At 59.4% G+C, this 15,441-nt stretch carries 12 protein-coding genes and 2 pseudogenes; 5 read left to right on the forward strand and 9 right to left on the reverse strand.

Annotated features, from left to right (window positions below; translation table 11 throughout):
* Nucleotides 1-13: 13 nt before the first annotated feature.
* Nucleotides 14-1,684, forward strand: a complete 1,671-nt coding sequence (locus AC3WW4_RS10690) for an efflux RND transporter periplasmic adaptor subunit (protein WP_137839888.1) — start codon at nucleotides 14-16, stop codon at nucleotides 1,682-1,684.
* Nucleotides 1,681-4,842 (forward strand): efflux RND transporter permease subunit, encoded by a 3,162-nt coding sequence (locus AC3WW4_RS10695; protein ID WP_488828417.1) that lies wholly within the window; start codon nucleotides 1,681-1,683, stop codon nucleotides 4,840-4,842. The genes AC3WW4_RS10690 and AC3WW4_RS10695 overlap by 4 nt, the downstream gene beginning before the upstream one ends.
* Before the next feature lie 14 nt (nucleotides 4,843-4,856).
* Here AC3WW4_RS10695 and AC3WW4_RS10700 read toward each other — a convergent pair whose 3' ends face one another.
* Nucleotides 4,857-5,111 carry a heavy-metal-associated domain-containing protein gene (locus tag AC3WW4_RS10700; protein ID WP_125244032.1) on the reverse strand — a complete coding sequence of 85 codons (255 nt, stop codon included), beginning with the start codon at nucleotides 5,109-5,111 and terminating at the stop codon, nucleotides 4,857-4,859.
* A gap of 177 nt (nucleotides 5,112-5,288) precedes the next feature.
* Here AC3WW4_RS10700 and AC3WW4_RS10705 point away from each other — a divergent pair.
* A pseudogene (locus AC3WW4_RS10705) lies at nucleotides 5,289-7,268 on the forward strand (heavy metal translocating P-type ATPase); the annotation flags it as partial.
* 21 nt (nucleotides 7,269-7,289) lie between these two features.
* Here the strand turns inward: AC3WW4_RS10705 and AC3WW4_RS10710 are convergent.
* Nucleotides 7,290-8,642 (reverse strand): IS5 family transposase, encoded by a 1,353-nt coding sequence (locus AC3WW4_RS10710; RefSeq protein ID WP_488828420.1) that lies wholly within the window; start codon nucleotides 8,640-8,642, stop codon nucleotides 7,290-7,292.
* A 105-nt stretch (nucleotides 8,643-8,747) separates the two neighbouring features.
* Between AC3WW4_RS10710 and AC3WW4_RS10715 the strand changes: the two are divergent.
* Both AC3WW4_RS10715 and cueR read left to right on the forward strand, forming a co-directional pair.
* Nucleotides 8,748-9,245: pseudogene (locus tag AC3WW4_RS10715) on the forward strand (HAD-IC family P-type ATPase); the annotation flags it as partial.
* Nucleotides 9,246-9,253: 8 nt separating this feature from the next.
* Nucleotides 9,254-9,700: a Cu(I)-responsive transcriptional regulator gene (gene cueR, locus AC3WW4_RS10720; protein ID WP_488829736.1), complete on the forward strand. Its 447-nt coding sequence runs from the start codon at nucleotides 9,254-9,256 to the stop codon at nucleotides 9,698-9,700.
* A 34-nt stretch (nucleotides 9,701-9,734) separates the two neighbouring features.
* Here cueR and AC3WW4_RS10725 read toward each other — a convergent pair whose 3' ends face one another.
* The 7 genes from AC3WW4_RS10725 to AC3WW4_RS10755 form a co-directional block, all read right to left on the reverse strand.
* Complete coding sequence (locus AC3WW4_RS10725; protein ID WP_137839884.1) at nucleotides 9,735-10,025, reverse strand: CopK family periplasmic copper-binding protein; 291 nt, start codon at nucleotides 10,023-10,025, stop codon at nucleotides 9,735-9,737.
* Between the two features lie 109 nt (nucleotides 10,026-10,134).
* Nucleotides 10,135-10,986, reverse strand: coding sequence for a hypothetical protein (locus tag AC3WW4_RS10730; RefSeq protein ID WP_488828422.1), 852 nt, complete (start codon nucleotides 10,984-10,986; stop codon nucleotides 10,135-10,137).
* Between the two features lie 219 nt (nucleotides 10,987-11,205).
* Nucleotides 11,206-11,547 (reverse strand): copper-binding protein, encoded by a 342-nt coding sequence (locus AC3WW4_RS10735; RefSeq protein WP_137839882.1) that lies wholly within the window; start codon nucleotides 11,545-11,547, stop codon nucleotides 11,206-11,208.
* 8 nt (nucleotides 11,548-11,555) lie between these two features.
* Nucleotides 11,556-12,044, reverse strand: a complete 489-nt coding sequence (locus AC3WW4_RS10740; RefSeq protein WP_488828424.1) for a DUF411 domain-containing protein — start codon at nucleotides 12,042-12,044, stop codon at nucleotides 11,556-11,558.
* Nucleotides 12,045-12,046: 2 nt separating this feature from the next.
* Nucleotides 12,047-12,550: a cupredoxin domain-containing protein gene (locus tag AC3WW4_RS10745; protein WP_488828425.1), complete on the reverse strand. Its 504-nt coding sequence runs from the start codon at nucleotides 12,548-12,550 to the stop codon at nucleotides 12,047-12,049.
* Nucleotides 12,551-12,577: 27 nt separating this feature from the next.
* On the reverse strand, nucleotides 12,578-13,990 hold the full coding sequence (locus AC3WW4_RS10750) for a multicopper oxidase family protein (RefSeq protein ID WP_488828426.1): 1,413 nt from the start codon (nucleotides 13,988-13,990) through the stop codon (nucleotides 12,578-12,580).
* A 14-nt stretch (nucleotides 13,991-14,004) separates the two neighbouring features.
* On the reverse strand, nucleotides 14,005-15,435 hold the full coding sequence (locus tag AC3WW4_RS10755) for a TolC family protein (protein WP_488828427.1): 1,431 nt from the start codon (nucleotides 15,433-15,435) through the stop codon (nucleotides 14,005-14,007).
* Nucleotides 15,436-15,441: the final 6 nt, after the last annotated feature.

Below are 15,441 nucleotides of genomic sequence, written 5' to 3' on the forward strand. Positions count from 1 at the left end.
CACGGAGCCTCACATGAAACTCAAAAATCTGGTGATCGCCATGATTGCCGCCACAGCACTGAGTGCCGCTGCATATGGCCTGTACGCATTGGGCATGCAAAGAGGCATGGGCATGAATGCCGATGCTGAACTGCGCCCCGCTCAGCCTGCCACAGAAGCAAACGCCACCCAAGCCCTGCCGCAAAGCGTGGCCGAGGGTGAAGACGCCACCCGGCGACACATCGCCGATGGCCTCAAGGCTGGCGACATGGACCCGGTCACCGGCAAGAAGGTCTTGTACTACCACGACCCCATGGTGCCGGGCAACAAGTTCGACAAGCCCGCGAAGTCGCCTTTCATGGACATGATGCTGGTGCCCGTCTACGCAGACAGCGATGGTGACCAGGGCAAGGTCACCGTCAGCCCGCGCATCCAGCAGAACCTGGGTGTACGCACTGCAGAGGTCACAGAAGGGGTGCTGTCGCCCCAGGTCTCTGCCGTGGGCAGCATCGCTTACAACGAACGCGACCAGGTTGTCATGCAAGCACGGGCCGCCGGGTTTGTGGAGCGGCTGCATGTGCGCGCCACGCTGGATGCGGTCAAACAAGGTCAGCCCCTGGCCGATCTCTATGTGCCTGATTGGGTGGCCGCGCAAGAAGAGTTCTTGTCTGTTCGCCGCATGCGGGGTGCCGACCTGGGCAGCTTGGTGGATGGCGCTCGCCAGCGCATGCGTCAGGTGGGCATGAGCGAGGATCAGATCAAGCGCGTCGAGCAAACCGGCAAGACCCAGCCGCGCATCACCCTGGTGGCGCCCATCGGCGGCGTGCTCAGCGAGTTGATGGTGCGTGAAGGCATGTCCGTGATGCCTGGAGCCACTTTGTTGCGCATCAACGGCGTGTCCACGGTTTGGGCCAACGCCGAAGTGCCGGAGAGTCAAGTCGCGCAACTGCGCCCAGGCACCAAGGTGCAGGCCCGCAGCCCGGCTGTGCCTGGCACCACCTTTGAAGGCACGGTTCAGGCCCTGGTGCCGGAGGTCAGCCCTGGCACCCGCACCCTCAAGGCCCGCGTGCAGTTGAACAACCCCGGCATGCGCCTAGTGCCAGGCATGAGCGTGGCCATGCAGTTCATGGACATGCGTGCCGAGAAGGCCTTGTTGATCCCCACCGAGGCCGTCATCCAGACGGGCAAACGCACCGTGGTGATGCTGGCAGAAGACAAAGGGCGGTTCCGCCCGGTCGAGATCGAGACGGGCATCGAGAGCGATGGGCAAACCGAGGTCAAGCGCGGCCTGGATGTGGGCCAGCGTGTGGTGGTGTCTTCGCAGTTCCTGATCGATTCGGAAGCCAGCCTCAAGGGTGTCGAAGCCCGCTTGAATGGCACGCCTGCGACGACGGTGGACAAGGCTGCACCCAGACACGAAGGTCAGGCCAAGGTAGAAGCCCTGACAGGCGAGGCCATCACCTTGTCGCACGGGCCGATTGCCTCACTCAAGTGGGGCGCCATGACGATGGATTTCAAGGTGCCGCTCAAGGGCGGACTGCCCCGCCATCTGGAAGTGGGGGACCCGGTGAGCTTTGAGTTCTACATGGATGCCGATGGCATGCCGCAGTTGACCCGACTGTCGCACCTGGCACCTGAGCCCCAGCCTGCGTCCGAGGCGCCCCATCAAGCCCATGGGACAGCCAAGCAAGGGAGCAAGCCATGATCGCCCGCCTGATCCGTTGGTCCATCACCAACCGCTTCCTGGTGCTGCTGGCCACCTTGATGCTCAGTGCATGGGGGGTGTATTCGGTTGCGAGAACGCCGCTGGACGCCTTGCCCGACCTGTCTGATGTGCAAGTCATCATCCGCACGACCTACCCAGGCCAGGCGCCGCGCATTGTGGAGAACCAGGTCACCTACCCGCTGACCACGACCATGCTGTCGGTGCCTGGCGCCAAGACGGTGCGGGGGTACTCCTTCTTCGGCGACTCTTATGTCTACGTGCTGTTCGAGGACGGCACCGATCTGTACTGGGCCCGCTCACGTGTGCTGGAGTACCTGAACCAGGTTCAGTCGCGTTTGCCTGCCAGCGCCAAGGCGTCGCTGGGGCCCGACGCCACGGGTGTGGGCTGGATTTACCAATACGCCCTGGTGGACCGTGGAGGCACACAGGATGCGGGTCAGTTGCGTGCCTTGCAGGACTGGTTCTTGAAGTACGAACTCAAGACCGTGCCCAATGTGGCGGAAGTGGCCTCTGTAGGCGGCATGGTGCGCCAGTACCAAGTGGTGCTGGACCCCGACAAACTGGCCACCTACGGCATCCCGCACACCCAGGTGGTCGAGGCCATCCAGAAGGCCAACCAGGAGGCGGGCGGTTCGGTGCTGGAGTTGGGCGAAGCCGAGTACATGGTGCGCGCCTCTGGCTACCTGCAATCGCTGGACGATTTCCGACAAGTGCCCTTGATGACCACCGACGCAGGCGTGTCAGTGCGCCTGGGGGATGTGGCCCGCATCCAGATGGGACCCGAGATGCGTCGGGGCATTGGCGAGTTGGACGGTGAGGGGGAGGCCACTGGCGGCGTGATCGTGATGCGCTCAGGCAAAAACGCATTGGAGACGATTGCTGCTGTGAAGGCCAAGCTCAAGACCCTGCAAGCCAGCTTGCCCAAAGGCGTGGAGATCGTGCCGGTGTACGACCGATCCACCCTCATCGAGCGCGCGGTGGAGAACCTGTCACACAAGCTGCTCGAAGAGTTCGCCGTGGTGGCCGTGGTGTGCTTTGTCTTTTTGTTTCACCTGCGCTCGGCCCTGGTGGCCATCATCTCGCTGCCACTGGGCATCCTGGCGGCTTTCATCGTCATGCACCACCAAGGGGTGAACGCCAACATCATGTCGCTGGGCGGCATCGCCATTGCCATTGGTGCCATGGTGGACGCAGCCGTGGTGATGATCGAGAACGCACACAAGCACCTGGAACATTGGGAGCAGGCCCACCCCGATCAAACGCTGGAAGGTGCCGAGCGCTGGAAGGTCATCGGCGACTCGGCGGCCGAGGTCGGGCCCGCGCTGTTTTTCTCGCTGTTGATCATCACGCTGTCCTTTGTGCCGGTGTTCACGTTGGAGGCGCAAGAGGGGCGGCTGTTCTCGCCGCTGGCCTTCACCAAAACCTACGCCATGGCGGCGGCAGCGGGCTTGTCGGTCACGCTGATCCCCGTGCTGATGGGCTACCTGATCCGTGGCCGCATCCCCAGCGAGCAGAGCAACCCGCTCAACCGATTCCTGATTGCCATCTACCGCCCGCTGCTCAATGCGGTCTTGCAAGGCCCCAAGCGCACGCTGGCGGTGGCCACCGTGTTGCTGTTGCTCAGCTTGTGGCCCTTGCAGCACATTGGCGGTGAGTTCATGCCCAAGCTGGACGAGGGCGACCTGCTCTACATGCCCACGGCCCTGCCGGGCTTGTCCGCAGGCAAGGCCGCCGAGCTGCTTCAGCAAACCGACCGTTTGATCAAAACCGTGCCCGAGGTGGCCGGTGTCTATGGCAAGGCAGGCCGCGCCGAAACCGCGACCGACCCGGCGCCCATGGAGATGTTCGAGACCACCATCCAGTTCAAACCCAAAGACCAATGGCGCCCGGGCATGACGCAAGACAGGCTGGTTGAAGAGCTGGACCGCATTGTCAAGGTGCCCGGCCTGGCCAACATCTGGGTGCCCCCCATCCGCAACCGCATCGACATGCTGGCCACCGGCATCAAGAGCCCCGTGGGCGTCAAGGTGGCGGGCACCGACCTGGCCACCATCGACCGACTCACGGGTGAGATCGAGCGGGCGCTCAAGGATGTGCCCGGTGTCAGCAGCGCCTTGGCCGAACGCCTGACAGGTGGCCGGTATGTGGACGTCAACATCCGCCGCGATGCCGCCGCGCGCTTTGGCATGAACATCGCCGATGTGCAGTCGGTCATCAGCTCGGCAGTGGGCGGCGAGAACATCGGCGAAACGGTGGAAGGCTTGCAGCGCTTTCCGATCAACCTGCGCTACCCACGCGAAACACGTGATTCGCTGGAAAAACTGCGCACCTTGCCCATCGTGAACGAGCGTGGACAGCGCCTGGTCTTGTCCGACGTGGCTGACATCCGCGTGACCGATGGCCCGCCCATGCTGCGCAGCGAGAACGCCCGCTTGTCAGGCTGGGTGTATGTGGACATCCGGGGGCGGGATCTGCGTTCAGCGGTGCAGGACATGCAAAAGGCCGTGACTGCCAAGGTCAAGTTGCCGCCGGGCTACTCGGTGTCCTGGTCAGGCCAGTTCGAGTTCCTGGAGCGGGCCACGGCCAAGCTCAAGGTGGTGGTGCCCTTCACGCTGCTGATCATCTTCGTGTTGCTGTACCTGACATTCGGCGCGTTTGACGAAGCCTTGCTGATCATGGCCACGCTGCCCTTTGCCCTGGTGGGGGGCATCTGGTTGCTCTACCTGTTGGGTTACAACCTGTCGGTGGCCGGGGCAGTCGGGTTCATTGCATTGGCTGGCGTGTCCGCCGAGTTCGGCGTGATCATGCTGCTCTACCTCAAGCAGGCTTGGGGTGAGCGCATCGACAAGGGCCAGGTCAGTGTCGATGACCTGCTGGACGCCATCCGTGACGGTGCCGTGCTGCGCGTGCGCCCCAAGGCCATGACGGTGGCAGTGATCCTCGCGGGCTTGCTGCCGATCATGTGGGGTGCAGGCACGGGCTCCGAGGTCATGCAGCGCATTGCTGCACCCATGGTCGGGGGCATGATCACGGCGCCACTGCTGTCGATGTTCGTGATTCCAGCTGCGTACCTGCTGATTCGCCGCAGCAAAAAGGCAAGGCGCGCCACGCAAGCGCCTCACATGAAACATGCCTGAAGGCTGTCACGCCATCACCCACAACAACAGCCACCTCGACTGGCCTTCTCGGGTTTGAGCGGCCCATTTGTCACCACCACAGGGGTGTAGCCAGCCTCCTGGATTGCGTCGCGAAGTTCATCTGCATCCGCCTCTGTGGGTTCGATCTGGACTTGGTGCGACTGCAACTCGATCCGTACGGTGGCCTCTTTATCGACGGCCCGCACCGCCTTGGTGATGGTGCTGACGCAATGGCCGCAAGTCATGTCCTTGACTTCAAAAGTGATCATCAGAAACTCCGATTGGTTTGGGGTGGATTCACTTTCAAGCTTCCTACAGCAGGAAGGTCAAGCACCTGTTTTCAATAACCCCGCAGTTAACGCATGTAATTGCCACACGGCTTTACATTCCCACGATGGGAAGCTTGAGGATCCACGACAAACATCAACCACCTATACGGGCACACCATGATCTCCCCGCAAAAGCCGCTGGCCACATTCCGAATCGACATCCCCATCTCGGGGATGACTTGCGCTTCTTGTGTGTCCAGGGTAGAAAAATCGCTCAAGGCAACGGCTGGTGTGCAAAGCGCCAACGTCAATTTGGCCACCGAAGTGGCCTCGGTCCAAGCGGACCCATCTGTGAACCTTGAGGTACTCAGCGCAGCCGTCCGCGAGGCCGGCTACGACCTGAAGACCACCGATGTGGCCCTCCATGTCGAGGGCATGACCTGCGCCTCTTGCGTCACCCGGGTGGAAAAAGCCTTGCTCAAGGTTCCCGGCGTCTTGTTGGCCTCCGTCAACCTGGCAACCGAACAGGCCGCCGTGCGTGCACTCTCCACGATCCCACCCGCATCTCTCGTGGCAGCCGTCACCAAGGCAGGCTATGTGACTCAATTGAAGCAGGAAGCCGAGCCCGCAAAGCCCAACACCCTGCCGACATGGGGGCCCGTGGCGATCGCTTCTGTTTTAACCTTGCCACTGGTATTGCCCATGGTGCTGCAGTTGGTGGGGATCGACTGGATGCTCAATGGCTGGCTGCAACTCGCACTGGCCACGCCGGTGCAATTCTGGCTGGGCTGGCGCTTCTACCGGGCAGGATGGCGGGCCGTCAAGGCCAAGGCCGGCAACATGGACCTGCTGGTTGCGCTTGGCACGTCCGCAGCCTTCGGCCTGTCCGTCTACCTTCTGATGCGGCATTCACAGCACGGCATGCCGCACCTCTATTTCGAAGCCTCGGCTGCAGTGATCACGCTCGTTCTCCTGGGCAAGTGGTTGGAAGATCGCGCAAAGCGGCAGACCACGGACGCGATTCGCTCTCTCAACGCCTTGCGGCCGAGCAAGGCACTGGTTCGACGCGATGGCGTTGACGTCGAAATTTCCGTGGCCGACGTGCGGGTCGGTGACCTGGTGTGCATACGCCCGGGTGACCGCGTGCCCGTCGATGGCGACATCATCGAGGGGCGCAGCCATGTGGATGAATCGCTCATCACAGGCGAAAGCCTGCCTGTCGCCAAACAAGTGGGTGATCAGGTGACCGGCGGGGCCATCAACGCCGAGGGCATGTTGATTGTCAAGACGCAGGCCGTCGGTGCCGAAACAACCCTGGCACGCATCATCCGGCTGATCGAGTCGGCCCAGGCGGGCAAGGCACCCATCCAGCGCATCGTGGACCGTGTCAGCGCCGTGTTCGTTCCCGTGGTGTTGGGGGTCGCGCTACTCACCTTTCTGGCTTGGCTTGGCATCAACGGAGACTGGGAGCATGCCTTGATCAACGCCGTGGCCGTGCTGGTGATCGCCTGCCCATGTGCATTGGGCCTGGCCACACCCACGGCGATCATGGTCGGAACAGGTGCCGCCGCACGCCGAGGCATCCTCATCAAGGATGCTCAGGCATTGGAGATCGCGCATTCGGTGACCGTCGTGGCGTTCGACAAAACAGGCACACTGACGGAAGGCAAGCCGACGCTGGTAGCCGTTGTCCCGGCCGAAGGGTCAGGCATTGACGAAGTGGTCGCTCTGGCCGCAGCGTTGCAACAAGCAAGCAGCCATCCGCTGGCACTGGCAGTCACCACCCACGCCCGCGACGCCAGCCTCACCATCCCCTCTGTGCAAGATGCCAAGGCACTGGCGGGCCGGGGCGTCGAGGGCATGGTGAGGGGAGCCAAGTTGATGCTGGGCAACACCAGACTTTTGAATGAACTGGGGGTGGATGCAGGTGCGCTCGGCACGCAAGCCGATGTGTTGGAGCGGCAAGGACGGACCTTGTCATGGCTTGTGCAGCAAAACGCAGGCGGCTTTGAACTGTTGGGGCTGATGGCCTTCGGAGACACCGTCAAGCCCACGGCAGCTGCAGCGGTGAGAAACCTGCACCAACTGGGCATCAAAACCCTCATGCTGACCGGCGACAACCAGGGCAGCGCTGATGCGGTCGCGCAGGCCCTGGGTAGTCCGCCCTGAACAATTGCCTCACGCAGCAGCCCGCGCAACCTGACAGCGGAAGTCACAGGCCGAGCGCCCCAACCAAGCCAGGACGACGGCCTGCAAATGGGCCACAAAAAGCCTCAGCAGGCTCAGCAGCAGTCGGATGTTGTGCCCGGCGCCGCACAGCACGGCGTGCAGCGCATCACCCAGCGCGCCCTTGAGTGGGTTGCGATCAAGCCGCCCGTCGCTCTTCATGTGTCCGATGGTCGGCTCAATCGCGCTGCGCCGTTTGATCATGGCCTTCATCGTGCGCGTCACGCCTCGCCGCTGGCCTGATCTGAGAATCTGCACGCCGTCGACCTCGGCACCCCTGTAGCCCTTGTCCACCATCACCGTGCGCGGCCGCTGGTTGGCCAAGATGCTCACCTGCTCAATGGTCTCATCCAGCGTGTGCCCGTCATACGGGTTGCCGGGCATGGAGCGCATGCCCACCACCAAGCCTTCTTTGAGCGTGGTGGCCAGCGTGACCTTCACGCCGAACTCGTAGGGGTTGCGTGCCTTGCCTTTGGAGATGCATTCAACTTCCGGCGCATGCAGGGCGTACAGCTTGCTCTTGTCTTTGGTCTTTTGCGTGAGGATGCGACCTACGCGCTGCAACAGGTCCTGGCCCTTGGCCTGCACCTGCTCGGGCAGCTTGGCCAGTTGGCGCTGCACGTCACGCTGAACACGACCGACCCGCGTGCGCAGCGTCTTGATGGCGGCGCGCATGCGCTTGTACTGCTTGGCATGGGCATAGCGGCCCACCTGCGTGGCCAGACGGGGCGCCTCGCGGTTGTAGTTCTGGCGCAGACTCAAGCCGTTGTCCTGAGCGAACTTGACCATGTGCTGGCGGCTGCGCTCCAGCAAGCGGCTGTCCGTGGGGTGGGCTATCGCCTTGGGCATCACCGTCGTGTCCACGATCACCTTGTCCAGGCTGCTGCGCTTGATCAGGCCAGCAGCGCGGGCGGCCTCAATGGTCACGGCCAGCAGCAACTCCACGCCTTCTTCACCAATGCGCTGGCGCCAGCGCGTCAGGCTCGACGGATCAATGGGCAGCTCGGTCTGCAGGTACGTCTCGCCGGTGAAGAACTGCCAGTACGGGTTCTCCAACCACGTGTTGACCACCATCTCGTCAGAGGCATCGTTGGCGTGCTGCAGGTACAGCAGACCGGCCACCAGGCGTGGTGGCAAGGCGGGCCGACCACGGCCAGAGGTGAAGTGCCCAGCGAAGTGGTGCTCGATCAACTCCCAGTCCATCAGCCCAGCCAGACGGATCAATGGGTGCTTCATGTTGAGCTGCTCGTCCAGGCGCGGGCGGAACATCTCAGCGGTCTGTGCGGTACGGGTATGGGGCTTCATGGGCTGCAAGATTTGCAAGAAAGCGCGAGGCCGGTATTTGTTTCCTTGCAAATATCGCACCACACTCCGACAGAAATCGCTTTGCAGATCAATGGCTTACGAGTTGTTCAGGGCGGACTGGGTATTCTCGATGTGCGAGCGGAGGTGCTGCCCAGCGACAAAGCGGCCATCGTGCAAGCCTTGCGCGCCAGCGGTGAGGTCGTGGCCTTCGTGGGTGATGGCCTGAACGATGGCCCTGCCCTGGCTGCAGCATCTTGCGGTTTTGCGATGGCCGGAGGTGCTGACGTGGCAACCGAGACCGCAGGCGTCACGCTGATGCGCGGCGACCCCAGGCTGGTGGCCGACGCCCTGGATGTGTCGCGGCGAACCTATGCCAAGATCAAGCAGGGGCTGTTCTGGGCCTTTGCCTATAACGTCCTGGGCATCCCACTGGCGGCACTGGGCATGCTCAACCCCGTCATCGCGGGTGCCGCCATGGCGCTCAGCAGCCTCAGCGTCATCGCCAATGCGCTCTTGCTGCGCCGTTGGCGGGGTGTGATGGAAAACGAGTTGCCACAGCACACCAAGCCTGCCACCGTCAATTCACAAGGAGCGGCTGCATGAGCGAACACATGAACATCGGAGAAGCAGCCAAGGCCTCTGGCGTGTCGGCCAAGATGATCCGGCACTATGAAAGCGTGGGGCTCTTCCCCGGCGCTTTGCGAACCGATGCAGGTTACCGCCAGTACACCGACAAGGAGGTCGGCACCTTGCGCTTCATTCGGCAAGCCAGAGACCTCGGGTTCTCGCTGGATCAGATCCGCGAACTGCTGGGACTGTGGCAAGACCGTCGACGCCCAAGCCGCCAGGTAAAGGCGCTGGCCCAGGCCCATCTGCAGGAGTTAAACCAGAAGCTCCAGGAACTGCTTGCCATGAAGGCCACCCTTGAACACCTCGTTCATTGCTGCCATGGTGATGACAGACCGGACTGTCCGAACCTCGATATCCTGGCAACCCCACATGCCCAAAGCGAAACGAAGCCCGCGCGTAGCGGGCTGCGGTCAGGTCGGCAAAGTTGACCTGGACGATGTGGGCAAGCAACGCATCATCCAATCAATCCAGGTGTCCTTCGCTGATCAGGTTGCCAAGCCTTGCCACCTCGTTGCTGCTCGCAACTATCTTCTTCCCGTCGACGGTTTCTAACGTTTCACCTTTTTTCATGTAAACGGCTTTTCCATACTTACTTTCCTTCGCCATTTTTCCATCCTTGAAAATGTAAAGCGTGCCACCATCTTTCAGTTGATGCGTAGCAGCGGCCTGATTTTTAGCCGCATCACCAGCATAAGCAGACCCGACAAATCCAATCAAGGCGACAAGCGTGATCAACGAGGTAGAATTTTTCATGGTGTTTCCTCTTAGAAATTGGCAAAAATGTGGCCTTCGAATAAAATATATAAGGCCACGACATGCAATTTAACCGCTGCCACCTTACATAGACATGACGTCGCGATGACTAATTTGACAGCATCTCGTCAATATTAAAACGTCTTGAAAACTCATCCGTCATTCTTGAAATAATGTACTTGTCATACACCCTTGCCAATTGCGCATCATTGCCACCCAAACGGATGTTCTTTTTGAACAAGGCCGTACGTCTGGACCCAGGTATATCTGGTCTGCGTGAGGGAGCATTGAAAACTTGCCTGACCCGAAATCCGGAGCGCACAGCACACGCGTTAACCCAAATATCATCCGCATCAGGACACGTCGCCCGGTAACCGAGTCCGACTCGTTTGAGCAGAAGCAGAAAATCAGGTGGGTAAAGTACACCACCCACTCCAGTGGAGAAATTTAGATGGGAGGGGACACTGCTATTGCAAAGCGGCCATGCGATGTAGGGCATCAATGCATCGCCATTCGTTAAGACAGACCGAGCGCGCAAACAATGAATAACGGCCTTATCGCTCAACCAGGCATCAAAAAGATGCTTGAAAGCAAGATGTTCGTAAAAAACATCGTCGTCAATGGTGATCAAAGGTCGAACGAAAGAGGCATTCATCTGCAGATAAGGTTGCAGCTTTTTGTGAGGCCCATCGTTTTCGCAGGTTATCACCTCCAATCCACGATGACACAAACGCGTCAACGATTTCGGCAATCGCCCCGGCCAATCTTCCCGAGACAAGAACAGAATGACTCTTCTGGGCTTAATTCCGCTGCACGCAGATTCGATCGCCAAATGAACCCTGTTGACACGATCTCCGTGTGAAGTGAGGGACACATCAAACGCTGAGCTCTCGTCCACCAATTTTTCTTTCGATAACCAGTTTTTCAATGCATACCGAAGAAAAAGAAAATAGCTCTTCACCACAGCCCCAAAATAAAAAGCACTCCCAAATCAGGCCAAACACCATCTTCAGCAGAGTGGGCACTGAATTGGACTATGGGCGATCCTCTAACCAATCAACCGATCAGATAAATTGCCCAAGCAAAGCCTGATTGAATCGATCTCGGAAAAACACCACCGAGCAAAGACAGTCAACACCAACTCAACAAGCCTGGCGCCTAACGTGATTTAACACTTTCGTCAGGGCGCATTTTTTATTTCCGTCACGATCATCTTCCCACCCTCGCTGAGGACCATGAATTTCACCTGATCACCAGGCTTGAGATTGGACAAGATGCTCTTGTCTTTGGCGGTAAACACCATGGTCATGCCTGGCATGTCCAGGTGCTTGATGTCACCATGCTTGATGGTGACTTTGCCGTTGGTCTGATCAATTTTCTTGATCTCGCCGTCGGTCATTGCGGGAGCCTGCGCGGACTCCATCTTCGAATGATCCATATCTGCTTGCGCGAAAGAAGCAAGTGGAGAAGCGATACCGATGGCACAAGCCGATACGGCTAAAAACTTAGCAATGGCGTTCATTGTTGACCTCATGAGTAAGAGTTAAAAACCAGAACCGATCCGTCTTTGCGGATCAGCAGCACTTGGTATGGATCGCGGTGACCATCAAAGTCAGGCCCATCCATCCCAGGAGATCCGACAGGCATGCCAGGCACAGCCAAACCCAGGGCATGTGGCCTGTCTTTGAGCAACCGGCGGATATCGCGCGCAGGGACGTGCCCCTCGATCACATAGCCGGACACCACCGCCGTGTGACAGGAGGCGTGGCGCTCCGGCATGCCAAGGGTGGCACGCGCGGCCTTGTTGCCTTCATCCACCACGGTGACGACGAAGCCATTGTGCTCAAGGTGCGAGACCCACAGCTTGCAACAGCCGCAGTTAGGGTCTTTCCAAACCTTGATTGGTGTTCGCTCCGCAGCCTCTGAGGCCGCCCAAATCGTCGGCGCACATGCCAACGACAAGGCCGCCATCAGCACTTTGCGTCTGGAACGCAATGGAGATACAGATTGGTCTCGCATGATCATTTCTTCGAAACCTGGACCTTGCCCTTCATGCCCGCCTCGTAGTGACCAGGAACCAAGCACCCGAAATTCACTGTCCCGGCTTTAGTGAACTGCCAGACGATTTCACCTTGCTGCCCAGGCGCAATGGTCACCTTGTTGGGCTCGTCGTGCTCCATGTTCGGGAACTTCTTCATCACCTCCAAATGCTCCAAAAGTTCCTTTTCGGTCCCCAGGTTCATCTCGTGCTTGATCTGGCCTGCGTTTCTGACGACGAAGCGCACTGTTTCGCCCTGCTTGACTTGAATCGATGCAGGTTCAAATCGCATCTTGTCGCTCATCGAAACCTTGATCGTTCTGGTGACTTTCGATGCCCGACCAGGCTTGCCGATGGCGGTTTCTTCAGCGGCCTGGGTTCCTGCACCATGGTCATGCGCATGGTCTCCCCCAGCAAATGCGGAAGCGGACAGCGTCAAGCAAGTTGCAGCAATGAAGTGGGTGGCGAATCGACGTTTGTTCATCATGAAAAATCCGTATCAAGAGGTTGAGAATCAGTGATCGCTGTGAGACGTCGGCTTGCGGGCTCGCACCTCGACAGCCTTGTCAGGCTTCTTGGCCCGGGGCATAGATTGCCCACCTTCAGACTTGAATCTGGCAGGCTCACTCAAGGGGCCGGTATATTCATGTGCCACGGTGCCTGCAGGATGCTTAAACCAACCAGGGTCCTTGTAGTCGCCATGCTTTTGGTTCTTGCGAACCTTGACGACACTGAACATGCCGCCCATCTCGACCGAGCCAAAAGGCCCTTCGCCAGTCATCATGGGTACCGTGTTGTCAGGTATCGGCATTTCCATCTCGGTCATGTCGGCCATCCCACGCTCGCCCATGACCATGTACTCAGGCAAAAGGCCCTTGATCTTTTTGGCAACGCCACGGTGATCCACACCAATCAGATTTGGAACGTCATGCCCCATGGCGTTCATGGTGTGATGGCTCTTGTGGCAGTGAAAAGCCCAGTCCCCCTCCTCATCGGCCAAAAACTCGATCTGCCGCATTTGCCCAACGGCAACGTCGGTGGTCACCTCGTACCAGCGAGTGCTCTTCGGCGTCGGGCCACCATCGGTGCCTGTCACCAAGAATTCATGTCCATGCAAATGGATGGGGTGGTTCGTCATCGTGAGATTGCCAACCCGGATGCGCACTTTGTCGTTGAGTCGAACGTTGAGCGAGTCGACCCCGGGAAAGATGCGGCTGTTCCACGCCCACAGATTGAAGTCAAGCATGGTCATCGTCTTGGGGGTGTAACTGCCCGGATCGATGTCAAAAGCATTGAGCAAGAAGCAGAAGTCTCTGTTGACCTCATCGATTAACGGGTGCTTGTTCTTCGGGTGCGTGACCCAAAACCCCATCATGCCCATGGCCATCTGTGTCATTTCGTCGGCATGGGGGTGATACATGAACGTTCCTGGACGACGTGCCACGAACTCGTAAACGTAGGTCTTCCCCACAGGAATGGCGGGCTGATTCAAACCGGCCACACCGTCCATGCCGTTGGGCAGCCGCTGTCCATGCCAATGGATGCTCGTGTGCTCAGGCAACCGATTGGTGACATAAAGCCGAACACGGTCGCCTTCAACCACCTCGATGGTGGGCCCAGGGCTTTGCCCGTTGTACCCCCACAGGTGCGCCTTGAAGCCTGGCGCCATCTCCCTCACCACGGGCTCGGCAACCAAATGGAACTCCTTGACGCCTTGGTTCATCCGCCAAGGCAAAGTCCAGCCATTCAAGGTCACCACAGGGTTGTAAGCACGCCCTGTTTCAGGAACGAGAGGAGCCATGGTGTCCGAACTGGTCTGAATCACCGGCTCAGGCAACGCGGCCATCGCCACGCGACTGACGGCACTGGCTGCCACGGCGCCACCAGCAATGCCAGCCATCCTGAAAAAATCTCTTCTTGACGACATCTTTGTTCCTTTGATCAATGACCGCCACCGGCGCTGGGAGCTGCGCCGCCGACGGACAAGGTGGTACTGGTGGGGCGCCCGATCAGCGATGCCTGCATCGCGGCGTCGGCCAACCAGAACTGTTGTTCAGCATCGATGGCGGCAATCACAGTTTCCACTTGATCCCGGTAGTCGGCCAGCAACTCGAATACACCGATGAGCATGCCGTTGTAGCGAAGCTGGTTCTCATCCGATATGACCTTGCGCAAAGGCAGAACCTCGTCTCTGTAATGCCTGGCGACGTCATGAGCAGCTCGATAAGCCGAATAGCTCTCTCGCAGGTTGGAGCCTGCTGAGCGTATGACGGCATCAAGCTGATTGGCCGCAGCCAAAGTACGCGCATTGAAGGCGTCGCGCTGCATACCGCCCCAGTCAAAAATTGGCAGTCGCAAGGCCAACTCATAACCTCTGGCAGTGGAACTTGTTCCCGCTGCGTTATCAAATTTGGTGTTCCTGCGGGCGGTCAACTCGATGTCGGTAAACGAGTTCACCAGTTCAAGACCCTGAGCCTTGGCATACGCATCGAAATTGCTCTGGGCCAAGCGAATATCCAGTCGAGATTGAGACGCCTGCGCACTGAATGCCTTCGGATTCACCGGTTCCTTGGGTAAGTCGGGGAGACGATCTGGAAGCCTCAGTTGATCGACTTGGGCATCGTTCAAACCAAGCAGACGTACCAACTCCTCTCTGGCCGCCGTGTTCAGATGGCTTACAGAGGCCAACCGGGTTGCTGCGTCGGCATAAAAGGCCTGTTGCCTGGCGCGCGAAACTCGGTTGAAGTTGCCGACCGCTTGCATACGCTGCGCCAGTTCTGCGCTTGCTTGCGATGCCTCATAGACCTGTTCGGCATACTTGAGCGTCTGTTGAGCGGCCACAGCACGGACCCAAGCCTGGCGGACCAAGGTCACCTGATCCACGACGTCTGCTGCCAGCTTCACCTGTGCTTGATCGATTCGTCGGCTGGCGGCACTTTGTCGCCAAGGTAAAGAGATGAGGTCAAGCAAACCAAAGGACAATGCGCGCCCCAACTCCAGCTCATCGCCAGCGCGCAAGCGCTCAAAACTGAACACCGGATTGGCGATGCGGCCTGACTGAGCCGTCTGAGCTGCTTCAGCCCAACTCTGCGCCAGCAGGGCTTGCATGGAAGGACTATTGACCAACGCCAACTCCACTGCTTGCGACTGGCTCAAAGGCTTTTCCAGCAGTGATTGAGCCCGTCCGCCGAGCTTTGCCTTTTCAGAATCGTTCGTCACCAGCGACAGATTCCCCTGCGTGAAGCCCGAGGTTTCGTCGTTGATGCGCTTGACCGATTGACCAATGTCGATGCTGGCACAACCCGAGAGAACACCCAAACCGATCACAGCGATACCCGCTCTCAGCGGTACTCGATTGAACAGCCCTTTCATCGACGG

Source organism: Aquabacterium sp. TM01 (genome assembly GCF_057808345.1).